At 52.4% G+C, this 20,972-nt stretch carries 15 protein-coding genes; 6 read left to right on the top strand and 9 right to left on the bottom strand.

Annotated features, from left to right (window positions below):
• The first annotated feature begins 170 nt into the window (after positions 1-170).
• From BFW38_RS04175 to yacG, 4 genes are all read left to right on the top strand, one after another.
• Positions 171-1,868 (top strand): GspE/PulE family protein, encoded by a 1,698-nt coding sequence (locus BFW38_RS04175; RefSeq protein ID WP_175400929.1) that lies wholly within the window; start codon positions 171-173, stop codon positions 1,866-1,868.
• Positions 1,868-3,040 carry a type II secretion system F family protein gene (locus tag BFW38_RS04170; RefSeq protein ID WP_068997262.1) on the top strand — a complete coding sequence of 391 codons (1,173 nt, stop codon included), beginning with the start codon at positions 1,868-1,870 and terminating at the stop codon, positions 3,038-3,040. Before BFW38_RS04175 ends, BFW38_RS04170 begins: the two co-directional genes overlap by 1 nt.
• 199 nt (positions 3,041-3,239) lie before the next feature.
• Complete coding sequence (gene coaE / locus BFW38_RS04165) at positions 3,240-3,833, top strand: dephospho-CoA kinase (RefSeq protein WP_068997261.1); 594 nt, start codon at positions 3,240-3,242, stop codon at positions 3,831-3,833.
• 39 nt (positions 3,834-3,872) lie between these two features.
• Complete coding sequence (gene yacG / locus BFW38_RS04160; RefSeq protein ID WP_068997260.1) at positions 3,873-4,094, top strand: DNA gyrase inhibitor YacG; 222 nt, start codon at positions 3,873-3,875, stop codon at positions 4,092-4,094.
• A gap of 65 nt (positions 4,095-4,159) precedes the next feature.
• Here yacG and BFW38_RS04155 read toward each other — a convergent pair whose 3' ends face one another.
• The 8 genes from BFW38_RS04155 to BFW38_RS04120 form a co-directional block, all read right to left on the bottom strand.
• Positions 4,160-4,876 carry an ankyrin repeat domain-containing protein gene (locus BFW38_RS04155; RefSeq protein WP_068997259.1) on the bottom strand — a complete coding sequence of 239 codons (717 nt, stop codon included), beginning with the start codon at positions 4,874-4,876 and terminating at the stop codon, positions 4,160-4,162.
• Between the two features lie 128 nt (positions 4,877-5,004).
• Positions 5,005-5,721 (bottom strand): ankyrin repeat domain-containing protein, encoded by a 717-nt coding sequence (locus BFW38_RS04150; protein WP_068997258.1) that lies wholly within the window; start codon positions 5,719-5,721, stop codon positions 5,005-5,007.
• Positions 5,722-5,863: 142 nt separating this feature from the next.
• Entirely contained in the window at positions 5,864-6,589 is a 726-nt protein-coding gene (locus BFW38_RS04145; protein WP_068997257.1) for an ankyrin repeat domain-containing protein, read from the bottom strand.
• On the bottom strand, positions 6,586-10,062 hold the full coding sequence (locus BFW38_RS04140; RefSeq protein ID WP_084004443.1) for a type VI secretion system tip protein TssI/VgrG: 3,477 nt from the start codon (positions 10,060-10,062) through the stop codon (positions 6,586-6,588). Before BFW38_RS04140 ends, BFW38_RS04145 begins: the two co-directional genes overlap by 4 nt.
• 242 nt (positions 10,063-10,304) lie before the next feature.
• Entirely contained in the window at positions 10,305-11,246 is a 942-nt protein-coding gene (locus BFW38_RS04135; protein ID WP_068997256.1) for a Nudix family hydrolase, read from the bottom strand.
• A gap of 92 nt (positions 11,247-11,338) precedes the next feature.
• A complete protein-coding gene (argJ, locus tag BFW38_RS04130) occupies positions 11,339-12,556 on the bottom strand; it encodes a bifunctional glutamate N-acetyltransferase/amino-acid acetyltransferase ArgJ (protein WP_068997255.1) in 1,218 nt (405 codons plus the stop codon).
• Positions 12,557-12,727: 171 nt separating this feature from the next.
• Positions 12,728-15,448, bottom strand: a complete 2,721-nt coding sequence (secA, locus tag BFW38_RS04125; RefSeq protein WP_068997254.1) for a preprotein translocase subunit SecA — start codon at positions 15,446-15,448, stop codon at positions 12,728-12,730.
• 543 nt (positions 15,449-15,991) lie between these two features.
• Positions 15,992-16,924 (bottom strand): M23 family metallopeptidase, encoded by a 933-nt coding sequence (locus BFW38_RS04120; protein WP_139116553.1) that lies wholly within the window; start codon positions 16,922-16,924, stop codon positions 15,992-15,994.
• Between the two features lie 322 nt (positions 16,925-17,246).
• Here BFW38_RS04120 and BFW38_RS04115 point away from each other — a divergent pair, with 322 nt between their 5' ends.
• The gene (locus BFW38_RS04115) at positions 17,247-17,690 is read left to right on the top strand and encodes a DciA family protein (protein WP_068997253.1); all 444 of its coding nucleotides are present in this window, start codon (positions 17,247-17,249) and stop codon (positions 17,688-17,690) included.
• Positions 17,691-17,745: 55 nt separating this feature from the next.
• On the opposite strand, the gene BFW38_RS04110 is transcribed toward BFW38_RS04115, so the two are convergent.
• The gene (locus BFW38_RS04110; protein ID WP_068997252.1) at positions 17,746-18,645 is read right to left on the bottom strand and encodes a LysR substrate-binding domain-containing protein; all 900 of its coding nucleotides are present in this window, start codon (positions 18,643-18,645) and stop codon (positions 17,746-17,748) included.
• Between the two features lie 219 nt (positions 18,646-18,864).
• On the opposite strand from BFW38_RS04110, the gene BFW38_RS04105 reads away from it, so the two are divergent.
• Positions 18,865-20,877, top strand: a complete 2,013-nt coding sequence (locus tag BFW38_RS04105) for a BCCT family transporter (protein ID WP_068997251.1) — start codon at positions 18,865-18,867, stop codon at positions 20,875-20,877.
• Positions 20,878-20,972: the final 95 nt, after the last annotated feature.

The following is a 20,972-nucleotide window of genomic DNA, read 5'->3' as shown; positions in this document are numbered from 1 at the left end:
AAACACTTAAATCAATGCTTAATGGATACTTATCTCCCTCATAATTCATGTTATTCATACAGCAAGACGATTCACACACCAAAACGATTCATATACCAAGACAACGAGGCATCGTGATCAGTCATCGCGAGCCACCGACTTCATTCATCTCAAAGAAAGGATGCTTTGCGATGAGTTATTTACCCGCAGCGATCACCCTAGAACACCAATCCCATACCGGCTCACCCTTAGCTCAAGCCCCTTTGGCCCATCAGCTATGGCAGTCTGGTCAGCTTTCATTAGAAGACTGCCAACAAGCGGTTCAACAGGCGCACCAGCAACGTGTGCCACTAATGGACTGGTTACAACGACATACCCCATTAAATGAGCAGCAATTGGCACAAGCCGCCGCCAAAGCCTATGCCCTGCCTTATGACGCACTAGACACCTTACCCCCTCATTTACCGGATATTACTGACTTACCGGCGGGCTGGGCACTTCAGCATCATGTGGTGCCACTGCAGCGAACAGCGGAACAATTGACGATTGGCATCAAATCGACCCACCAACTGGCCATCCTGGAGTCATTGCGTTTCCAACTTGGCGTCGATATTCGACCCGTCATGGTGCCCGCCTCACGCCTTGAGGCCACGTTAAAATTACATGTCAACAGCAGCGCGACCATCGATTCGATAGCCCCGCGACAAGATCGAACAACTCAGCAACCGATAGCGCCAGAGGCAGAACTCAACCATTTATTGGCCGAAGCCTGCTGGCATCAGGCTTCAGACATTCATTTGGAGCCCTATCAAAACCACTGCCGGGTTCGCTTACGTATCGATGGACAACTCCACGAATGGCAGATGCTGGATCGAGACACGCTGACGCGATGGATTAACCGGATCAAGATCATGGCCCAGTTGGATATCGCCGAGACTCGACGTCCGCAAGATGGTCAAATGCATTTCAAAGATCATCATGCCGCAACTGACATGCGCATCAGTACATTGCCGACGCCCTGGGGGGAACATCTGGTTCTCAGGCTACTGGGCACAACCGCAAACCATCTGGCCTTACATCAGGATGCTCTCTCTCAGCTGGGCATGACCTCGACGCAATATACACAACTCAAGCAGGCGCTAGATCAACCGCAAGGCCTCATCCTGGTCACAGGCCCCACAGGAAGCGGTAAAAGCACAACGCTATATAGCGCCTTACAATACCTGAATCAGCCAGAGCGCCACCTAGTCACCGCTGAAGACCCCATTGAAGTGCATCTCACCGGGGTGAGCCAAGTCAGCCTTCAGCCTCAAATTGGCTTTACCTTTGCCCAAGCCCTACGCGCTTTCTTACGACAAGATCCCGATGTCATCATGATTGGCGAAATGCGTGACCAGGAAACGGCAGAAATGGCGATTCGCGCCGCCCAAACCGGACACCTGGTACTCTCAACGTTGCACACAGGTGCCATTGCCGAAACCTTATTAAGACTCAGGCATTGGCACCTTGAGGGGGAACAGCTGGCCAGTAGCTTACAGCTGCTGATGGCACAACGGCTGGTACGACGCCTGTGTCAGGCCTGCCGCCAACCGGTAACGCCGACGCCCCAATGGCGTGAATATCTGCCGGAGCAAGCCCCTCCCAAGATCATTTACAAAGCTCAGGGATGCCCGCAATGCTATGGCGGCTATCAGGGGCGCTTAGGGCTTTATCATCTTGCCCCCATGACACCCGAACTGCGGGCCTTAATCCTCAATGATGCATCCCCGGCGGCACTGGAGGCTCAACTGAACGAACACGAGACGAAGCCTTTACGCTATCAAGGGTTGCAACAGGTCATAGCAGGGTTGACCAGCCTAGCGGAAATCGATCGAGTGGTGCCAGTCTGATGAACATCACATCGACGACAACGACAAGCCCAAACACTCGCCTATTTTATTGGCAAGCCCACTTCAATCATGGAGCCGCTTGCCGAGGTCACTATTGGGCCCAGAGTGCCACACACGTTAAACAATACTTGCAGGCGCAAGGGTTACAACCCAAAACAGTTTACCGCGAGCCGCCATGGCGATCACGGATCAAACCCGCCACCTTACACTGGACAACACGCCACTTAGGCACCTTGCTTCAGGCGGGTTTACCGCTGGGCCAGGCCCTGGAAATCACGATTCAACGCCAAACCCAACCGCCTTTACGCCAATTGCTCAGTCAAGTCCTAGGCGAGGTTCAACAAGGTCACACCCTCAGCCAAGCATTGACGCCTTTCTCCTTATACTTCGGCGGGCTTTACCAAGCATTGATCAATGCAGGAGAAGCCTCCGGACAACTGCCTTTGATGCTCACACGGATATCACAGCACCAAGCCAAACAACAGCAGCTTCGCCAAAGGCTGCAACAGGCACTGCTTTATCCTTTATGTATCATCAGCGTCGGTGCTCTTGTGATGCTGGGATTGCTGCTGGGGCTGATGCCGCGCTTTGAGCAACTGTTTATGCAGCTAGAAGCACCACTCCCCCCATTAACGGAGACCTTATTCCAGTGTGCCCACTGGGTCAGAGAATGGGGAGGATACCTCGTGCTGATCATCGCGGGCGGGGGTTATCTCGGTCGTCGCCGCCCTTGGCCGTTGATTCACTCATTACGACAACAAGCCGCATGGGTACGCTTCGCCCATACTTTGGCCATCTTGCTCGACTCAGGACTTCCGCTGTTAAAGGCCTTGGACAACGCCATCGGTATTGCTGATCAACCGCTTTGGCGATGCCAGTGGCCGTTCATTACACAATCACTCCAAGCCGGACAATCGCTGCATCACAGCCTGTCAGAGGCAGGCATTCTGCCTCCTTTAATGCTGGATATGATTCAAATGGGGGAACAAACTGGCACCCTGCCCAAAATGCTCAATAAAGCCGCAGAGGATTATGAAAGCGCCCTGAATCATCGCGTCCAGCAATGGCTCACGCTATTGGAACCGATCACCCTGGTCTTATTGGCGATCCTAGTGGGGACAATGATACTCGCGATCTATATGCCACTCTTTCAGCTAGGCACGCTATTTTAATCTGCCGCCAATTCGTTTTTAATGCGCACGGTGGGCTATTGAACGTCGCCATTGTGGTCGTAAGACTAGGAAACTCCATCGGTACAACCGATTGAACGGCGATCAATATCAATAGCGCCATGACTCATATGGGGATGATTCATAGGGCGATGACTAATAGAGCGATGACTCATAGGGCGATAAAACAAGGGGAAAGCGCATGATTGTAGGCCTCACCGGCGGCATTGGCAGTGGTAAAACCGCTGCGAGCGATGCATTTGCTGCGCGCGGCATTACCGTGGTCGATGCCGATGTCATCGCTCGAGGTCTATTAGCCCCCGGTACGCCCTTGAGCCAACACGTGATTGCACACTTTGGCCAAAGTATTGCAGCGGCGGCAGGGGTCATTGATCGTGCGGCGTTAAGACAACGTGTCTTTAATGATCCCGAAGCACGACAATGGCTTGAGTCGCAAACGCACCCTCGAGTCCGGGAAGCAATTTTGCAAGCCCTGCAAGACAGTCGCTCCGCTTACACTTTATTAGCCTCCCCCTTACTCATTGAGTCGGGTCAGGATAAACTGGTCGACCGCATTATCGTCGTTGATGTCCCCGAGGCGCTCCAACGGTCGCGCACCATACAACGAGATGGCAACACCCAGGCCCAAGTCGATCGTATTATGGCCTCCCAGTGCGATCGCGCCACACGACTGGCCAAAGCAGATGATGTCATTGATAATCAAGGGAATTTAAATCAACTTGAAGCACAGGTTGAACAACTTCATCAACACTACTTGCAGGCCCGATCAGCTTAGACAAACCGCCTGTAGACCCTCTCACCTGTGGAGCACCCCATGCCTGAAGCCACAACCACCCGACTGGTGGCCTGTCCCACCTGCCGTCAATCCATTGCTTGGACGACAGACAACCCCAACCGCCCTTTTTGTAGTGAGCGTTGTCGCATGATCGACCTGGGCGCTTGGGCGGCGGAAGATCACCGCATCCCCGGAGAAAAAGCGCTTGATGAGCAAGACCCCAACAGTTATCGCAAAGATCCTGACGACTGGGAAGAATAAGCCCACCATGCCCCTAGGGCCACGGCGGGGCGGAGCGATCAAAAGCCACGGTTAAAAAGTCACGATTAAAACGTCACCTCAACATCATGGTCGCGTAGCCATTGGCGAAAGGTATTCCGTTGTTGCTGGGCCTTTTGGGTATAGTCCTCTTCAGCTAGGCCTGAGGTTAAAGCGTTTTGAAAGGTGGCCCCTCGCTTATTTTTCAAGCGGGGATCAGCCCCACGGTGCAGCAGTTTCAACAGACTGTCGTAGTCATTCACGGCAGCCGCGACATGTAAGGGCGTGTTGCCCATCCGCGCCTGATGATTGACATCCGCGCCATGCTGCAGCAATAAATCCACACGTTCGCGGCCGCTGCCAATGGCTTCAAACAGCGGTGTGTCGCCTGCTCGGTTTTCAATATCAACCGGCACACCCTCGGCCAATAATACCTCTAAGTAATCGATGGAGTTTAACCCCGCCGCGTAATGGACCACCGTCTCCCCATCATCATCCTGAATTGTGGGGTCAGCCCCTTCGGCCAATAAGCGTTTAAACTCGGGCAAGCGTTGGCTAAAGAAAGCCCACATCAACATCGATGTCCCGGCCTTATTCGTCGCATTCACATCCACGCCGGCCTTAATCAGTTGCTCCATACGTGCTTGATCGCCCTCTTGGATTGCTTCTGCCAGAAGGGCTTCGGCCTGTTCCGGAGACATACTCTCGATCTCTAATGAACGAGCATCACTGCATGCCCACAGCATCAAGACAACAACAATCAGCCCTACCGGTTGCCACTTCATCAGGGAATAACCTCCGGATTCAGCAAAGTGAAAAAGCGCTCAACAAGCAAGAGCCCAACCGTGATCGCCGAGACCCTGGCGACAGAGAAGCGAGAGCCCACCATAGCCCTAGGGTCACAGTGGGGTTATTAAAAGGTCACCTCAACATCATGGTCGCGCAGCCATTGGCGAAAAGTATTCCGTTGTTGCTGAGCCTTCTGGGTATAGGCCTCTTCGGCCGGACCTGTGGCCAAAGCGTATTGAAAGGTCGCCCCTTGCTTATTTTTCAAGCGGGGATCAGCCCCACGGTGCAGCAGTTTCAACAGGCTATCGTAATCATTCACGGCGGCCGCAATATGTAAGGGGGTGTTGCCCATCCGCGCCTGATGATTGATATCCGCACCATGCTGCAGCAATAAATCCACACGCCTGGGGTTGTCCCCAATGGCTTCAAACAGCGGTGTCTCGCCTGCTCGGTTTTCAATATCAACCGGTACGCCAGCGGCCAATAACACCTCTAGGTAATCGATTGAGTTCAACCCCGCCGCGTAATGAATCACTGTCTTCCCATTATCATCCTGAATTGTGGGATCAGCCCCTTCGGCCAATAAGCGTTTAAACTCGGGCAAGCGTTGGCTAAAGAAAGCCCACATCAACATCGATGTCCCGGCCTTATTCGTCGCATTCACATCCACACCAGCCTGAATGAGTTGCTCCATACGCGCTTGATCGCCCTCTTGAATCGCTTCTGCCAGAAGGGCTTCGGCCTGTTCCGGAGACATACTCTCGATCTCTAATGAACGAGCATCACTGCATGCCCACAGCATCAAGACAACAACAATCAGCCCTACCGGTTGCCACTTCATCAGGGAATAACCTCAGGATTCAGTCAAGTGAAAAAGCGCTCAACGAGCAAGAGCCCAACCATGATCGTCGAGATCCTGACAACAGGGAAGCATGAGCCCACCATAGCCCTAGGGTCACAGTGGGGTTATTAAAAGGTCACGATTAAAACGTCACCTCAACATCATGGTCGCGCAGCCATTGGCGAAAGGTATTCCGTTGTTGCTGGCCCTTCTGGGTATAAACCTCTTCGGCCGGGCCTGTAGCTAAAGCGTTTTGAAAGGTGGCCCCTTGCTTATTTTTCAAGCGGGGATCAGCGCCACGGTGCAGCAGTTTCAGCAGGCTGTCGTAATCATTCACGGCGGCCGCAATATGTAAGGGGGTGTTGCCCATAACATCCTGATGATTGACATCCGCGCCATGCTGCAACAATAAATCCACACGCCTGGGGTTGTCCCCAATGGCTTCAAACAGCGGAGTGGCACCCAACTCGCTTTCAATATCAACCGGCACACCCTCGGCCAATAACACCTCTAAGTAATCGATGGAGTTCAGCGCCGCCGCATAATGAATCACCGTCTTCCCATTATCATCCTGAATTGTAGGGTCAGCCCCTTCGGCCAATAAGCGCTTAAACTCGGGCAAGCGTTGGCTAAAGAAAGCCCACATCAGCATCGATGTCCCGGCCTTATTCGTCGCATTCACATCAACGCCAGCCTGAATCAGTTGCTCCATACGTGCTTGATCGCCCTCTTGGATTGCTTCTGCCAGAAGGGCTTCGGCCTGTTTTGAAGACATGTTTTCCACCTCTAATGAACGAGCATCACTGCATGCCCACAGCATCAATACAACAACAATCAGCCCTACCGGTTGCCACCTCAATCGACTCATCGTGATCTCCAGGGTTTCGCTTTATCCAGTGCATCCAATACCGTATCCATACCGTGATCATTGATCCGATCTTTACCCATGGTGACAGGGTTCAACTGACTCCAGCCTTCTACCGGGGTAGGGTCAGCCAATGTAATTTCCTTACCGAGTGCATCAGGGAACAACCAACGATCACCCCAGGCATCCTCTTGTTCCCAGGTCAGGATTTCACCGTCAACATTATATCGGCGGATTAAGCCGCCACTGGCTTTTTTAGCCGCAACCTCAGGATCAAGCGGCAAGCGCTCCAAAGTTCCATCGGCAATCCCGGCCGCATTAAACGTCACCGCCGGAGTATCAGTCGCCAGCGATGCCACCGAAGCCAAACCGCCACCCAAAGAGTGCCCCGTAATCACCAAATGATCACCATAGGCTTGCTTCGCCATCTCAGCCAAATGTAACGCCTGCTGATACTGTTCGGATTCCCGCCCCATCGCCTGCGGGATATTGGCTTGCATCCAATCGCCCTTCCAATCACTGAAATCCGTACCGGCATAAGCTAAAACGTAATCCCCTTGGCCATTGCTATAAATCGCCGACTGAAAACCAGTGGTTTGATCGTTCATCATCTTTGGCTTGATCTCGGCGCTTTCCAGTGCCGCCTTATCCAACGGCTTCCAATCCCCCACCGCTTCATCGGTATAAACAGCCTGAGCCATCTGGGCCATTTGATAATCCATCGCTTGCGCCGCGGTGCCCCGCATTTGCTCAGCAAAAGACGGCGTGGCCGAAGCCTCAGCGGTCACATCACCTGCTGAAGTCCCCGCTCCTCCCACTTCAACCGCAGCACCTGTTTGAACCGCAGTAGCGCCGCTACTCCCAGTTGACGAGGGATGATTAAGCGTCATCGAGTTTTTCGGGCTGACCGTTTGGGCCGCACGGGCTTGAGATAAGCCCCCCTGAGGTAAGTCGGGCAAAGGAATATCCAATTGGGTCGGCCCGGAGAACAAATGTAGGGCCGCTTTGACATCCACCGTACCCGGGGCATGCACTTGAATATTGCCGTCTTTAACTTGAATGTAGGCACCACCACTGGTCAGCACGATGCCATTTTTGGCATTCACCTCAATACGGTGTTCTGTCGAGCTGATTTTGACGTCTTTTTCGGCGGTCATTTCGAGGGTGTCGCTTTGGGCTTGGATCTCGACTTTGCCTTTGGCGGCAAAGAGTTTGATCCCGGCGTTGTAGGCAAACAGGGAGAGTTTTTCCCGAATCGCCGCGACGAGGTTTTTGCCGCTGGTCAGGTTGAGGTTTTCTCCGGTGCTGACGCTGAGGTGTTGGCCCTGAGCCAGGTGAGTTGATTCCGGGGTGCTGATTGTAGTCCCAGCCGGTGAGGCCAGGTGCAGCCAGGGCGCTTTGAGGCCTTGGACTTGCCCGCGCCCACCGCTGGCGGTGGCGGCTGAGGCGTTGCTTTGATCGGCGTCGGCGTCTTGTTCGCTGTTGCCGTAAGGGGCGTCGGTGTCGTCGCTGGCTTTTTTCAGGTTGTCTTTGGCGTCGAGGGTTTCGGCGTTGTGATCGGCGGAGACTTGGCTGAGGGTGTCGGTCAGTTCGTAAGCCGCATCCAGCTGGGTTTTCGCCGGGTCCAAGGCCAGTTGTTCGCCACTGGCGCCGATCTGGCCCCAGCTGGTCAGGTAGAGGCCTTGGTTGGCGCGGACGGTGCCATAGGCATCGGTGCGCAGTTCGAAGCCGGTACCACGGAAGGCGCCTCGGTAGTTGCCGTTTTGGTGGATCAGGTAGCCCAGGTTGAGCTGGGATTTCTGGTGTTCGGAGTTCAGCCGCACCCGTTCTTGGTCGGTGGCGTCATCAAACAGCAGTTCGTTGTATTTGCTACCCCGGTAGGTTTTGCTCTTGAGGCCGGAGAAGAGGCCGTTGCTGTGCCATTCGGGGGTTTGGTCGCCGTTGTAGACGCGGCCGGTGATCAAGGGGCGGTCGGGGTCGCCTTCGAGAAAGTCGACGATGACTTCTTGGCCAACACGGGGGGTGAAGACCCCGCCCCAACCCGAGCCTGCATTGGGCTGGGCGACCCTTAACCAGCAGCTGGAGTTTTCGTCCAGCTGGCCTTGACGATCCCAGTGGAATTGGGCGCGCACGCGATTGAGGTGGTCGGTATGAATTTCTTCGCCTTCGGGGCCGACGATCAAAGCGGTTTGCGGTCCACCGACAACAGGACGTGGGTGGCGTCGGGCATTGCGGAAGGGTTGTGTCCGGCGCTGGGCTTCGAAGTCGATCAGGAAGTGGCCGGTGCCGCCGGTGCGGTAGGCGGCGATATGACCATCGGCCATCTCTTCGGCGTCAACGTCGAGACCATGAGCAGTTTTGGCGGCGTCCAGTTCCGGCTGCAAGCTGCCCGGTAAGGGCTTGAGTTGGGCGGTGATCGGCAGGCTGTTTTCGGCATGAACGGTCATGCCCAGGACTAAAAATTCGCGCTCTTCCGCACCGCCTTGGTCGTGGCGGCTATGTTGGGTCAGTTCGAACCAGTAACCGGCTTGCAGTTGTCGTGTGCCGCCCGCACCGTGGAAGCGTTTGGCTTTGGATTCATGGGCTTCCAGGCGGTTTTCGCTGAGCCGTTCGCCGCGATCAAATTCGTGGTAGTAGTATTCACCGGCGTAATCGTAAAGCTCAGCATCAGGCACATTGCCTTGTTCGTCGACGGTGTTCAGGGCCGAGCGTTTGGTCAGCGAGGGCTGTTTGTAATCGAAGGTGCCCATGGTGACGCGCGTCGGCTGCAATTGGCGTAGGCCGCGCCATTGGGTGATAGCGTCTTCGCTTTCGGTGGCATCCTGACGGTGAAAGCGGATTTGTTGCGGGCTGACCGGGGTGCAGGTGTCGACATCATCGGTGATGACGAGGGTGTGCTGACCGTCGCTTTGTTCGAAGTAGTAAAAGAGCCCTTCTTCTTCGAATAATCGGCTGACAAAGTGGTAGTCGCTTTCTCGATACTGAACGCAGTAGCTGCGCGGCGGGTATTCACGGCGGGTATCAAAACGATAGCGCCCGGCAGCTTCGGCATGGGCATCAAACACCTGAGTGGCAATATCGACCACATTAAGGTTTTGAAAGATGCGGCTGTCACGGCCAAGTTTGAGCAGGGAGAACCAGGGCACCAACGTCAGCTGATAGTAATAAACGCCACCATCTTCACCCAGCAGAGCCGCTTCTTCGACCAAGCCATTGAGGTCACGATAACTACCATCGGCCTGCATCAGCGAGAGGGTGGCCGGTTGCGCCATCAAGGTTTTCAGCTCGATGTCACCGCGCTGGGAGATGCAATCCAAACGATAACGAAACGGCTGGCCCATCGCCTCTTGCCCGACCAGGCGGTGCGGCAGCATCGGGCCTGCGGCCGGGACATCCAATTTCAGTAAACGCTGATGCTGAGACAAGGCAATATCGAACTGCTCAAGCAAGGTGTCGACAAATGAAGACGCAGCCATACCTGATTCTTCCCTGAATGCTAGATTAAAGCACTATCAAGCCCTCTCCTAAGACCACAAACAACTGTCACATATAAGCAACAGTTAAAATGCGCCGATATGAGACACCGATTGCCTCAGCAAAAGACAACAACCGAAAGCGCTCAAAGCGGCTCAAGAATCAAAAAAACAAAAAGCCCGCCATTAATGGCGGGCTTTATTTCGCAAGCATCAGTGCGATGTCGATTCACATCACATCATATTCAGGAAGTCTTAAACACGCTCATTCCTGCAATACCTTGGCCCCCTAGCGCTTGAGCGCGGCGCGCATCGTGACGAGACATGCCGCCCAAGGCAAACACCGGAATACCCGCTTGTTCCACCCAGCTTTGGAAACGGTGCCAACCCAGCGGCTTAGCTTCTGGATGACTCTGGGTCGGACACACTGGGGATAAGGTCGCGACATCCGCGCCAATCCGCTTCGCTTGCGACAAGCTACTCGGATCATGGCATGCCACACTGAGCCATTTATCGTGAGAAATAGGGCGATTATCCAACGCCATTAAACGCTCATGCGTCAGGTGCACGCCATCAGCAGCGACTTTAGATAAAATATCAGGCACGGCATTCAAAATTAAACGTGCATCGGCTTCACGGCACAAGGGTAAAACCGCTTCGGCTAATGCGAGGTAGTCCTCTTCATTCAACTCAGGGGCACGTAGCTGAATAAGATTCAGACCTTGGGACAAGCGTTGCTGAACCTGTTCAATATAAGCCTCAATAGACTCAGCCGGCATCGTAATACAATACTCGCCCGGTAACTGAATTGATTTCACAATCGGTTGATTCGCCGCCGGGAAGGTATAATCGTTCAGGTCTTTCATATCCACCCAGCGCACCGGCTGGCCTTCACGACCATAAGGTTCACCGGTAAAGGCCAGCACTTTCCACACATCGAGCACGATCGTACGATCGGGATAATCGTGATGCACCCGAATCAAGGGACGCGCCTCGGTCACCTCAATGCCCAGCTCTTCACGTAACTCTCGCTTCAATGCCTGCCGGCCCGTCTCGTAGGGTGCCAGTTTACCTCCAGGAAATTCCCAGAGCCCGCCCTGATCGACAGTGGCTGGACGACGTGCTATCAGCACCTGACCCGCTTCGTTGACGATGGCCGCTGCCGCGACCTGTACTCGATTTGGCATGGAAACTCACGCTCTTGCTAGACAGTCCAAAGAAAGCGAGCCTAATCTCAGGCCCGCGAGGTCAATAATTGAGTTTAATATTCTATCGTCAATCAGCTGCGGTAATCCGCATTGATTGAGACATATTGGTGAGAAAAATCACAAGTCCACACCGTATCGACCGCTTCTCCCCGACCAAGGTCGATATGAATGGTGATCTCATCCTGCGCCATCACGGCAGCGCCCGCCTCTTCGGTATAATCAGCAGCACGCCCTCCTAAAGCCACAATGCACACATCGTTCAAATGCACCGTGACGCCTTCGACGTCTAAGTCTTCCAGACCTGGAGTTCGTCCGACCGCCGCCAGAATCCGCCCCCAGTTGGCATCAGAGGCATAAAGGGCCGTTTTCACCAAAGGAGAATGCGCGACTGTATATGCGGTTTCCAGCGCTTCAGCCCCAGTACGCCCACCGGTCACCTTGACCGTCACGAACTTGGTGGCCCCTTCACCATCACGCACAATGGCATGGGCTAATGTCTGCATCACGCTAAGCAGCGCTTCTCGGAACACCGCCAGCCCGGCACTATCTTGTTCACTTAATACCGCTGACGCGCCGGTAGCCATTAACATCACAGCGTCATTGGTTGAAGTATCACCATCAACACTGATGCGGTTGAAACTCTGGTCACTGACTTCATGCAGCAGCTGTTGTAGCAGCGGCTGCGCAATTTCAGCATCGGTCGCGACATAGCCCAACATGGTGGCCATATTCGGGCGAATCATACCTGACCCTTTGGCAATACCCGCAATATTCACCACTTGACCCTGAATTTCACAACGTGCGACAGCCCCTTTAGGCACAACATCCGTCGTTAAGATACCCGAAGCGGCACGCGCCCAGCCGGTGGCCTCTAAAGCCGCCACGGCCTCAGGAACCGCTTTTTCAAAACGTTCCATGGGTAGTCGCTCACCAATCACGCCCGTCGAGAAAGGTAACACCTGATTCGGCTCGACACCTGCCGCCTGTGCTAAAAGATCACAACTGCGCTGACAGTCATCAAGACCCGGCGCTCCAGTCCCTGCATTGGCATTACCGGTATTGATCAATAAATAGCGAGGAGAGGCGGTCGATAAATGTCGTCGAGCAACCTGTACAGGAGCCGCACAAAAGGCATTACGAGTGAACACACCCGCCACCTGAGTCTTCGGTGATAGCTCAATGACCACCACATCATCACGACCCGGCTTTTTGATGCCCGCCTGAGCAACACCCAGACGAATACCTTCAATGACAGGAAACTCCGGTAATGACAGATCACCCACAGGCATTAGCCTTTCCTCCTTTCAACAAAACAGACCCGAAGATCAATCTCTGCGCTCATCAGCGAGATCAGATCCGGGTCCGAAACACGACGGCCCGGTACACACCGGGCCATCCTCATATTGATGATCATCATGCTGAGCTATCGCAGCCTTAACGTAACGGATGACCGCAACGAATTACTGCAATTGGCCATGACAATGCTTGTATTTACGCCCTGAACCACAAGGACAGGGGTCATTACGACCAACTTTGGGTTGCTCACGGACAAAGGTTTTATCACCTTCATCTTTCTGCGACTCGTCCGCAGGCGTCTCATTCAAGCCGTTAGCAGGCGGTGCTTCATGCTGATACTGCTGCGCCATCCGCTGAGCTTCTTCACGTCGGCGACGCTCTATTTCATCAACGTCTTCGCTCTGGCGCACCTGGACATGGCTGAGAATACGGACAACATCGCGACGCACATTGGACAGGAACTGTTGGAATAAATTGAAAGATTCACGCTTATATTCCTGTTTTGGATTCTTCTGGGCGTAACCGCGCAGGTGAATCCCTTGACGCAGATGATCCATCATCGCCAAGTGTTCTTTCCAGCGTGTATCCAAAACCTGCAACATGGCTTGCTGTTCAAAGCGACGCAGCAGCTCAGCCCCCACCAACGCTTCTTTTTCTTGATAAGCCTGATTCAACGCGTCATGAACACGCGCTCGCAATGTTTCTTCGGTCAGGCTCTTATCATCGTCAAACCACTGTTGTACCGGCAACTGTAAATTAAACTCACCGGACAGTAGTTGCTCTAATCCCGCCATATCCCACTGTTCGGGCATGGATTGCGGCGGTACAAACTCATTGATGGAGTCATCCAGCACATCATCCCGCATCTGCGCCACTTCTTCAGACAGATCTTCAGACTTGAGGATTTCGTCTCGCTGGCTATACACCACCTGACGCTGATCGTTTGCCACATCATCATATTCAAGCAGCTGCTTACGAATATCAAAGTTGCGGCCTTCAACTTTACGCTGAGCCTTCTCAACGGCATTGGTTACCATCCGGTGCTCAATCGCTTCACCTTCTTCCATCCCCAGTTTTTGCATCATGCCCCGCACCCAGTCGGAAGCAAAAATACGCATCAAGGGATCATCTAACGATAGGAAGAAACGGGTAGAGCCAGGGTCACCCTGACGTCCAGAGCGTCCACGTAGCTGGTTATCGATACGACGAGACTCGTGACGTTCTGTGCCGATAACATGGAGCCCACCGGCATTGATCACGGCATCATGACGCGCTTGCCAAGCGGCTTTAGCCGCTTCGACTTGCTCATCGGTAGGCTGCTCAAGTGCGGCCACTTCAGCTTCCCAGTTACCGCCCAGCACAATATCCGTACCTCGGCCGGCCATATTGGTCGCTATCGTCACTGTGCCTGGCCGACCGGCCTGAGCAATAATTTCGGCCTCACGCTCGTGGTTTTTAGCGTTCAGCATATTGTGCTCAATACCCGCTTTGGTCAGCACCTGACTGACCACTTCGGACGCTTCAATCGAGGCAGTCCCCACCAGCACCGGACGTTCAGCCTCGACCGTGGCTTTCACTTCTTCCACGATCGCTTTGAGTTTGTCCGCAAATGACATAAAAATCAGGTCATTATGGTCAATACGCTGCACTTTGCGATTGGTCGGAATGACCACCACATCTAAGCCATAAATCTGATTAAATTCAACTGCTTCCGTATCAGCCGTTCCGGTCATCCCCGACAGCTTGTTATAGAGGCGGAAAAAATTCTGGAAGGTGGTCGAAGCCAAAGTCTGACTTTCGGCCTGAATTTTCACCCCTTCTTTGGCCTCAACGGCTTGATGCAGGCCTTCACCCCAGCGTCGACCGGCCATGGTCCGGCCGGTATGCTCATCCACGATAATGACCTGACCATCCTGTACGATATAGTGATCATCGCGTTGATACAGGTGGTGAGCTCGAAGGGCGGCTTGCACATGGTGCAGTAAGTTCAGGTTGGCGGGAGAATAAAGGGTATCCCCTTCATTAAGCAGACCCTGCTTGACCAACAACTCTTCAACCCGCTGGTGGCCTTCTTCAGTCAACTCAATAGAGCGCTGTTTTTCATCAATAATAAAATGACCGGCTTCGCTTTCTTCATCCCAAGGGCTCAGCGACGGCACTAAGCGGTTAGTCTGCAGGTAAAGCTGGGAGCTATCCTGAGCGGCTCCGGAAATAATCAGCGGCGTCCGGGCCTCATCAATCAGGATAGAGTCGACCTCATCGACGACGGCAAAATTCAAGTCGCGCTGAACACGATCCGACAGGCTAAACGCCATATTATCGCGCAGGTAATCAAAGCCAAATTCGTTATTGGTGCCGTAGGTAATATCGGCTTGATAGGCCAAACGTTTTTCTTCAGTGCTCTGACCGCTGTAAATGACACCGACTTCAAGCCCTAAAAAGCGATACAGGCGGCCCATCCACTCCGCATCACGTCGCGCCAGATAGTCGTTAACCGTGACCACATGCGCCCCTTGACCGGGTAATGCATTCAGGTACACCGCCAAGGTCGCGACCAGCGTTTTACCTTCCCCGGTGCGCATTTCCGCAATTTTCCCGGAGTTGAGTACCATGCCGCCAATCAGCTGTACGTCAAAGTGACGCATCCCCAACACTCGGTGGCTGGCTTCACGCACAACCGCAAAGGCTTCTGGCAGCAACTGATCCAGGGCTTCACCATCACTCAGGCGCTGCCGGAACTCTTCAGTTTTCCCTGTCAGAGCATTATCAGACAGGGCTTTAACATCGTCTTCCAACGCATTGATGCGCGCGACAACGCGTCGCATGCGTTTGATATCACGATCGTTTTTTGTACCAAAGATCTTCTTGAACAAAGGGGCAATCATGCGTTGTCCTTAAAACCAGTAAGCGCAGCCAAACCGCAAACATGGGCGCTCCCTATACCAGGGAGAACGCTTAACGTCGGGCGGGCACACCTGAAACCTAAGCGATTATAACCTAAGCCATTGACAGCCAAGCACTTAAAGTTTTGATGACTTAAGTTCTGATGCTTCACACTCAAATCACCCAGCTTCACCGTGCACTCAAGTTGCTTTCGAGCCGAGACCTGATCGGGGGGTATCTATTTGTACAGCTGATCCAGTCATCATTGGGCATCATGCTTCATCTCATATGATCCAAGTCATCGGGTCTTATAAAACACCCCATATGACAGGGGCTATCTCATCTTCACCCACCGCATCAGCCATCAAATAGACACTCACCAACAGACGGCATATCAATAAAATGCACTGTATGCTACCAGACTTCAGGGTAAGGAAGAAAATCGAAGAAGCCTCTAAACAGGCTATGTGAGGCAGTTTTTGACTCAAAACCCTCCGCCTAAACGCACAACACCCGCCGAAGCGGGTGTTGTAATCTTATCGAGCTTAACGACTACTGCGATAAATAAATTTTGCCGGATCAAGCGCTCGGCCATTATGCCGAACCTCATAGTGAACATGCGGGCCGGTCGAACGTCCCGTACTGCCCATCAAGGCAATCACTTGTCCTTTCTTCACAATGTCGCCTTTATTCACGACGACTTCTTTGGCATGGCCGTAGCGCGTGGTATAGCCGTTACCATGATCTATCTCGACCAGGTTGCCGTAGCCATAACGTGGCCCCGCCCAAACGACCACACCGGCAGCAGAAGCGATAATATCGGAGCCATCCTTACCCGCCATATCGACGCCTTCATGCCAGGCAGGCCGTCCAGTGAAAGGATCAATACGACGACCAAAATGGGACGATAACCATCCTTTGCGAATCGGACGACCCGCAATAAAGACCTGATCTTCGAATTGGCGGTTTGATAATAATGACTCAATGACCTGTAATTGCTGCTGTCGGTCTTCAATCTGATGGCTTAAATCATCCAGCGATTTCATCAGATCATCGGATGAAGTCCCGACGGGCTCCGAGTCCAACTCCGGCCCACCGACCGCCGGTGGCTGGTCAAAGTTAAATTCGTCTTCATCCAGATCTGCCAGCGTCGTCAGCCGTTTACCTAAGGCATCAAGACGTAACAGCCGCGCCTGCATCTCGCCTAACTTAGCGGTCAATGCATCAAGATGCTCACCTGTTTGCAGGCGCACATCCGCCACCTTTTCCCTTTGCGCTTCCAGCTCCTGCTGTAGTTGGTGGGTCAGACTCGCATTGAGATCACGATTATGCGCATCCGTCCACCAATACACTGCTGCACCGCCCAATGCCATGGGCACTGCCAAAGCAACCGAGAGCGCTGCCGCCACCAGTGGACGCTTCAGTTCAATTGTCCGGGAGGCGCCATGCCGTCCATTAAAAATGACCAGATTTATCATGCCTTTTCCTGTTCCTGCCCCTTGGTGTCGTTATAGGCCTTAAGGTACTCTCCCTCTTTGACATACATCGTGATCACGTCATGTTTTAATCCGTGATGATGTCGGCACCTGCTACAGATCATGTTAAGCCGAAAGTTGAAACCGTTGTTGGGGCGCGTGATGCAGGCCCTTTATACGGAATATGCGAATACCTTTAAATAAAAGCTTTGCCATCCCATTTCAAACGGTTTAAACCTTCAAGAAGCACACATCTCATCAGGTGTACCGGACGGACTTATCATCTCTATTTCCGGTTGAGGGCCACAGTATTAACGAGGCTGCAATGAGTATACGGGCAAGAGCAGGCAGAACAAAATCATTACGTGATGTGATTAACAAAGAATCTTCACGATGGCAGTTAATCTTCAAAAAAGCGGAGCAATTGCAACATGTAGAAACAATTATTAAACGTCACTTACCTCCCCACATGGTAGAGCATTGCCGTTTGTCCGCCTTTGCCGACGGGCAGATCACACTCCTGGTCGATTCAGCTCAACACGCCACTCATTTGCGTTTTTTAAAACCACAATTGCTCAGTGCAATACGCCGAGACCTACCAGAAGTGGAACAATTAACCACGCGGGTGCGTCCACTGCCACCGCCCCCACCGCCGACACCAGGTCCGCGTGAACTCGCCGATCACACCCGTTCAGTTTTGAAAGATTGCGCTCAAGCAGTTGAAGACCCCGTCATCCGCGACATGCTCGACAGCTTGTCGAAACAATAGTGTCCCGATCCGACGGTAAAGCGTCCCATTGAATAGGGTAAACACCTGCTGTCATTCATACTCCATGCGATGAATGTTTCAATTCATCCCGTCTTTGCATATGAGACTTCAGCATCATAGCGAGTTGTTTTGAGGCTTCATTCAAAGCATCAGCACGATAATGAATAGCAATTTCAGTATCTGGCAACATCGGCAACCCTGCAGCGGCATCCAGAAACTTCAGCCCTCCTCCCAACATGGAGGGTGTCATCACTGTCATCGCCAACCCTGCTTTAACAGCAGCAGACAAGCCAGATAAACTGGCGCTAGTATAAGCAATATGCCAGTCAATTCCGGCCATATCTAATGCTTGAATCGCCCGCTCACGAAAGATACACACACCATCTCGGGAGACCGCCAATGGGATAGGCCGTCGTAGGTGAGGAGCATGACCCGCCCCGCACACCCAAAGTGACGGTTCACGACATAATACTTCACCGCCAGGACTATTCGGCTGGCGTGTGGTGATGGCTAAATCCAGGCACCCCATTTGCAGCTGATCCAACAGCTCAACACTTAAACCACATAACACCTCCAATCGAACCGCGGGAAATTGTTGTTCAAAAACGGCTAACACTTCGGGTAGATAGACGACATAATCATCCGGAATTCCGAGTCTCACCACCCCTTCTAGACGTGTTTCATTCAAATCTTGCCAAGCCAACCGGTGTAACGTCAGTAATTGACGCGCATGACTTAATACACGTTCCCCCATATGCGTCAGTACCGGCATTGGATGATGACGCTCTAACAAAGGCTGCGCTAAAACACCTTCCAGACGACGAATATGAGCACTCACAGTGGGTTGGGCCATATGCAGCACTTGTGCTGCCGCCGTAAAGCCGCCGTGGTCAACGACATGGACAAAAGTGTTCAGTAAAAGCGGGTCTAAATATCGAACAACAGAATCACTCATTACGATTCATAATCCCCTCATCATATAAAATCATTTTCATAATAAATAACCGCTCCACATAATGCACCGCTCATTGGGTACAAGGACCAATCGCTTCTCTTTCTTTAAAGCATTCAAAGCCCATTAAAACCGTTTATCAAAATATGAGAAGAGGTTCCTGATCCCACTTTTGCACGATCAACGCCCACCTCTCATCAACAAAGACTCAATAAGCTGTCCATGAAATCACATCGATCAAGATTATCTCAGCATACAGAGAGCATTCATCCTGCTGTCTTTTATCCTTCGGCACTGCTCATTCTCGCCTTTCTAACCTTCACCATTGCCATGCCTACATTAGCGGGACATCTATTCAGCCAGGTACAAGGCTGGATTATCGAAACTTTTGGCTGGTTTTATTTGGTGGCCATGGGAGTCTATTTAATCCTGGCGTTGATTCTGGCCTTAAGCCGCTTCGGTGAATTCAAACTAGGCCCTGATCATAGCGAACCGGATTATAGCTATACGTCTTGGTTTGCCATGTTGTTTTCAGCTGGCATGGGGATTGGATTGATCTTTTACGGCGTCGCCGAACCCGTCTTTCATTTTGCGACCCCACCCGTAGGTTCAGCCGAAACAGCCGTCGCAGCTCAGAGTGCAATGCGCCTCACCTTTTTCCATTGGGGCCTTCATGCCTGGGGGGTTTATGCCATTGTGGCTTTGGCATTGGCCTATTTCAGCTTCCGTCATGGGCTTCCACTGCGTATTAGTTCTGCTCTGTATCCACTGATAGGCCAACGCATTTATGGCCCGATCGGCCATTTGGTTGATGTCATTGCTGTGTTCGGCACGATGTTCGGAATCGCCACCTCTCTAGGGCTTGGTGTTCTACAGATAAACTCAGGCTTAAACTATCTGTTTAATATTCCAGCAAATGTCGTCGTACAATTGATTTTAGTGATTGCCGTAACGGCCATGGCGACGCTCTCGGTCGTCTTGGGATTGGATAATGGTATTCGGCGCCTCTCAGAATGGAACCTGAAGCTAGCACTGACACTGTTGGTATTTGTAATTATCGTCGGCCCGACTTTATTTATCTTCCAGTCGCTAGCGCAAAATGTCGGCACTTACGTGTCTTCAATCGTCGATATGACATTTAACCTTTATGCCTATACCGGTAACGACAAAACCGATAGTTTCCTCGGAGGCTGGACGCTGTTCTATTGGGCTTGGTTCATCGCTTGGTCGCCTTTTGTCGGCATGTTTGTTGCGCGAATTTCACGCGGACGTACTATTCGTGAGTTTGTTTTAGGCGTGCTGTTTGTACCTGTTGGTGTCACCATCATTTGGTTAACAGCCTTTGGCGATACCGCACTGCATGGCATCCTCTCCGGCAGCATGCCGAACTTGGTCGATCAGGTCTTTAATGATGTCTCCACATCACTCTTCAAATTCCTGGATACACTCCCTCTGGCCACAGTATCGTCAGTGCTCGCGACATTATTAGTCATCACCTTTTTTGTGACCTCCGCTGATTCAGGCTCTATGGTGATCGATACACTGACTTCTCGCGATAATGGAGAGTCTCCAACTTGGCAACGTGTTTTCTGGGCGGTCTCTGAAGGCCTCGTTGCAGCTGCACTGATTCTGGCAGGCGGTCAAGATGTTTTATCCGCATTACAAGCGGCATCACTGGCTTCAGCATTGCCTTTTGCACCCATTATCATTCTTGTTGGGTTTGGATTATTTAAATCATTACGGATGGAAGTGATCAAACGCGATAGTATCCATCATTTGAATTCAATCCCCAGTGGGGTCGACCCCAACCAGAATCAAGATTGGCAGAGTCGGCTACAAAAGATGATGTCAACGCCGCAACGCCAACAGATTCAGCAATTCATCAAAAAAACGGTTATTCCCGCCATGCAGGAAGTTGCGAAGGAGTTTGAGAAACAATCATTGGATGTGAAGATAGTCGAAACAGATGAGCATTGTTATATCCGGGTCGATCATGGCAACGCCCCTGACTTTATTTACGGCGTTCGAGTGCGTGCCCTCAATGCACCTATTTATACCATGAACAGTCTACAAGACATTCAGGATAGGTCTGATAAGGTCAGCTACCGTGCAGAAGTTTTCTTATATGAGGGTGGCCAACACTACACCATTGATAATTACAGTAAGTCACAAGTGATTACCAACCTATTGAGTCAATACGAAAGCCACCTTCACTTTCTGCATCTAACCCAATAAAAGCAGCACTTGATAATGTCGCTTTAAACAACATCCAAGCCTGGAGAAGCCGTGATCACGGCTTCTCCAGGCGCATCACATCGTTAATATAAGCT

Origin of the sequence: Terasakiispira papahanaumokuakeensis, from assembly GCF_001709345.1 — a bacterium.
In the GTDB taxonomy this organism is placed as follows: Bacteria; Pseudomonadota; Gammaproteobacteria; order Pseudomonadales; family Halomonadaceae; genus Terasakiispira; species Terasakiispira papahanaumokuakeensis.
This window is presented reverse-complemented; position numbering and strand designations above follow the sequence as displayed.

Bases quoted from the DNA above. Each gene is read 5' to 3' on its own strand.
- BFW38_RS04175 (WP_175400929.1), top strand. From the start codon at position 171: ATGAGTTATTTACCCGCAGCGATCACCCTAGAACACCAATCCCATACC.
- BFW38_RS04170 (WP_068997262.1), top strand. From the start codon at position 1,868: ATGAACATCACATCGACGACAACGACAAGCCCAAACACTCGCCTATTT.
- coaE (WP_068997261.1), top strand. From the start codon at position 3,240: ATGATTGTAGGCCTCACCGGCGGCATTGGCAGTGGTAAAACCGCTGCG.
- yacG (WP_068997260.1), top strand. From the start codon at position 3,873: ATGCCTGAAGCCACAACCACCCGACTGGTGGCCTGTCCCACCTGCCGT.
- BFW38_RS04155 (WP_068997259.1), bottom strand. From the start codon at position 4,876: ATGAAGTGGCAACCGGTAGGGCTGATTGTTGTTGTCTTGATGCTGTGG.
- BFW38_RS04150 (WP_068997258.1), bottom strand. From the start codon at position 5,721: ATGAAGTGGCAACCGGTAGGGCTGATTGTTGTTGTCTTGATGCTGTGG.
- BFW38_RS04145 (WP_068997257.1), bottom strand. From the start codon at position 6,589: ATGAGTCGATTGAGGTGGCAACCGGTAGGGCTGATTGTTGTTGTATTG.
- BFW38_RS04140 (WP_084004443.1), bottom strand. From the start codon at position 10,062: ATGGCTGCGTCTTCATTTGTCGACACCTTGCTTGAGCAGTTCGATATT.
- BFW38_RS04135 (WP_068997256.1), bottom strand. From the start codon at position 11,246: ATGCCAAATCGAGTACAGGTCGCGGCAGCGGCCATCGTCAACGAAGCG.
- argJ (WP_068997255.1), bottom strand. From the start codon at position 12,556: ATGCCTGTGGGTGATCTGTCATTACCGGAGTTTCCTGTCATTGAAGGT.
- secA (WP_068997254.1), bottom strand. From the start codon at position 15,448: ATGATTGCCCCTTTGTTCAAGAAGATCTTTGGTACAAAAAACGATCGT.
- BFW38_RS04120 (WP_139116553.1), bottom strand. From the start codon at position 16,924: ATGATAAATCTGGTCATTTTTAATGGACGGCATGGCGCCTCCCGGACA.
- BFW38_RS04115 (WP_068997253.1), top strand. From the start codon at position 17,247: ATGAGTATACGGGCAAGAGCAGGCAGAACAAAATCATTACGTGATGTG.
- BFW38_RS04110 (WP_068997252.1), bottom strand. From the start codon at position 18,645: ATGAGTGATTCTGTTGTTCGATATTTAGACCCGCTTTTACTGAACACT.
- BFW38_RS04105 (WP_068997251.1), top strand. From the start codon at position 18,865: ATGAAATCACATCGATCAAGATTATCTCAGCATACAGAGAGCATTCAT.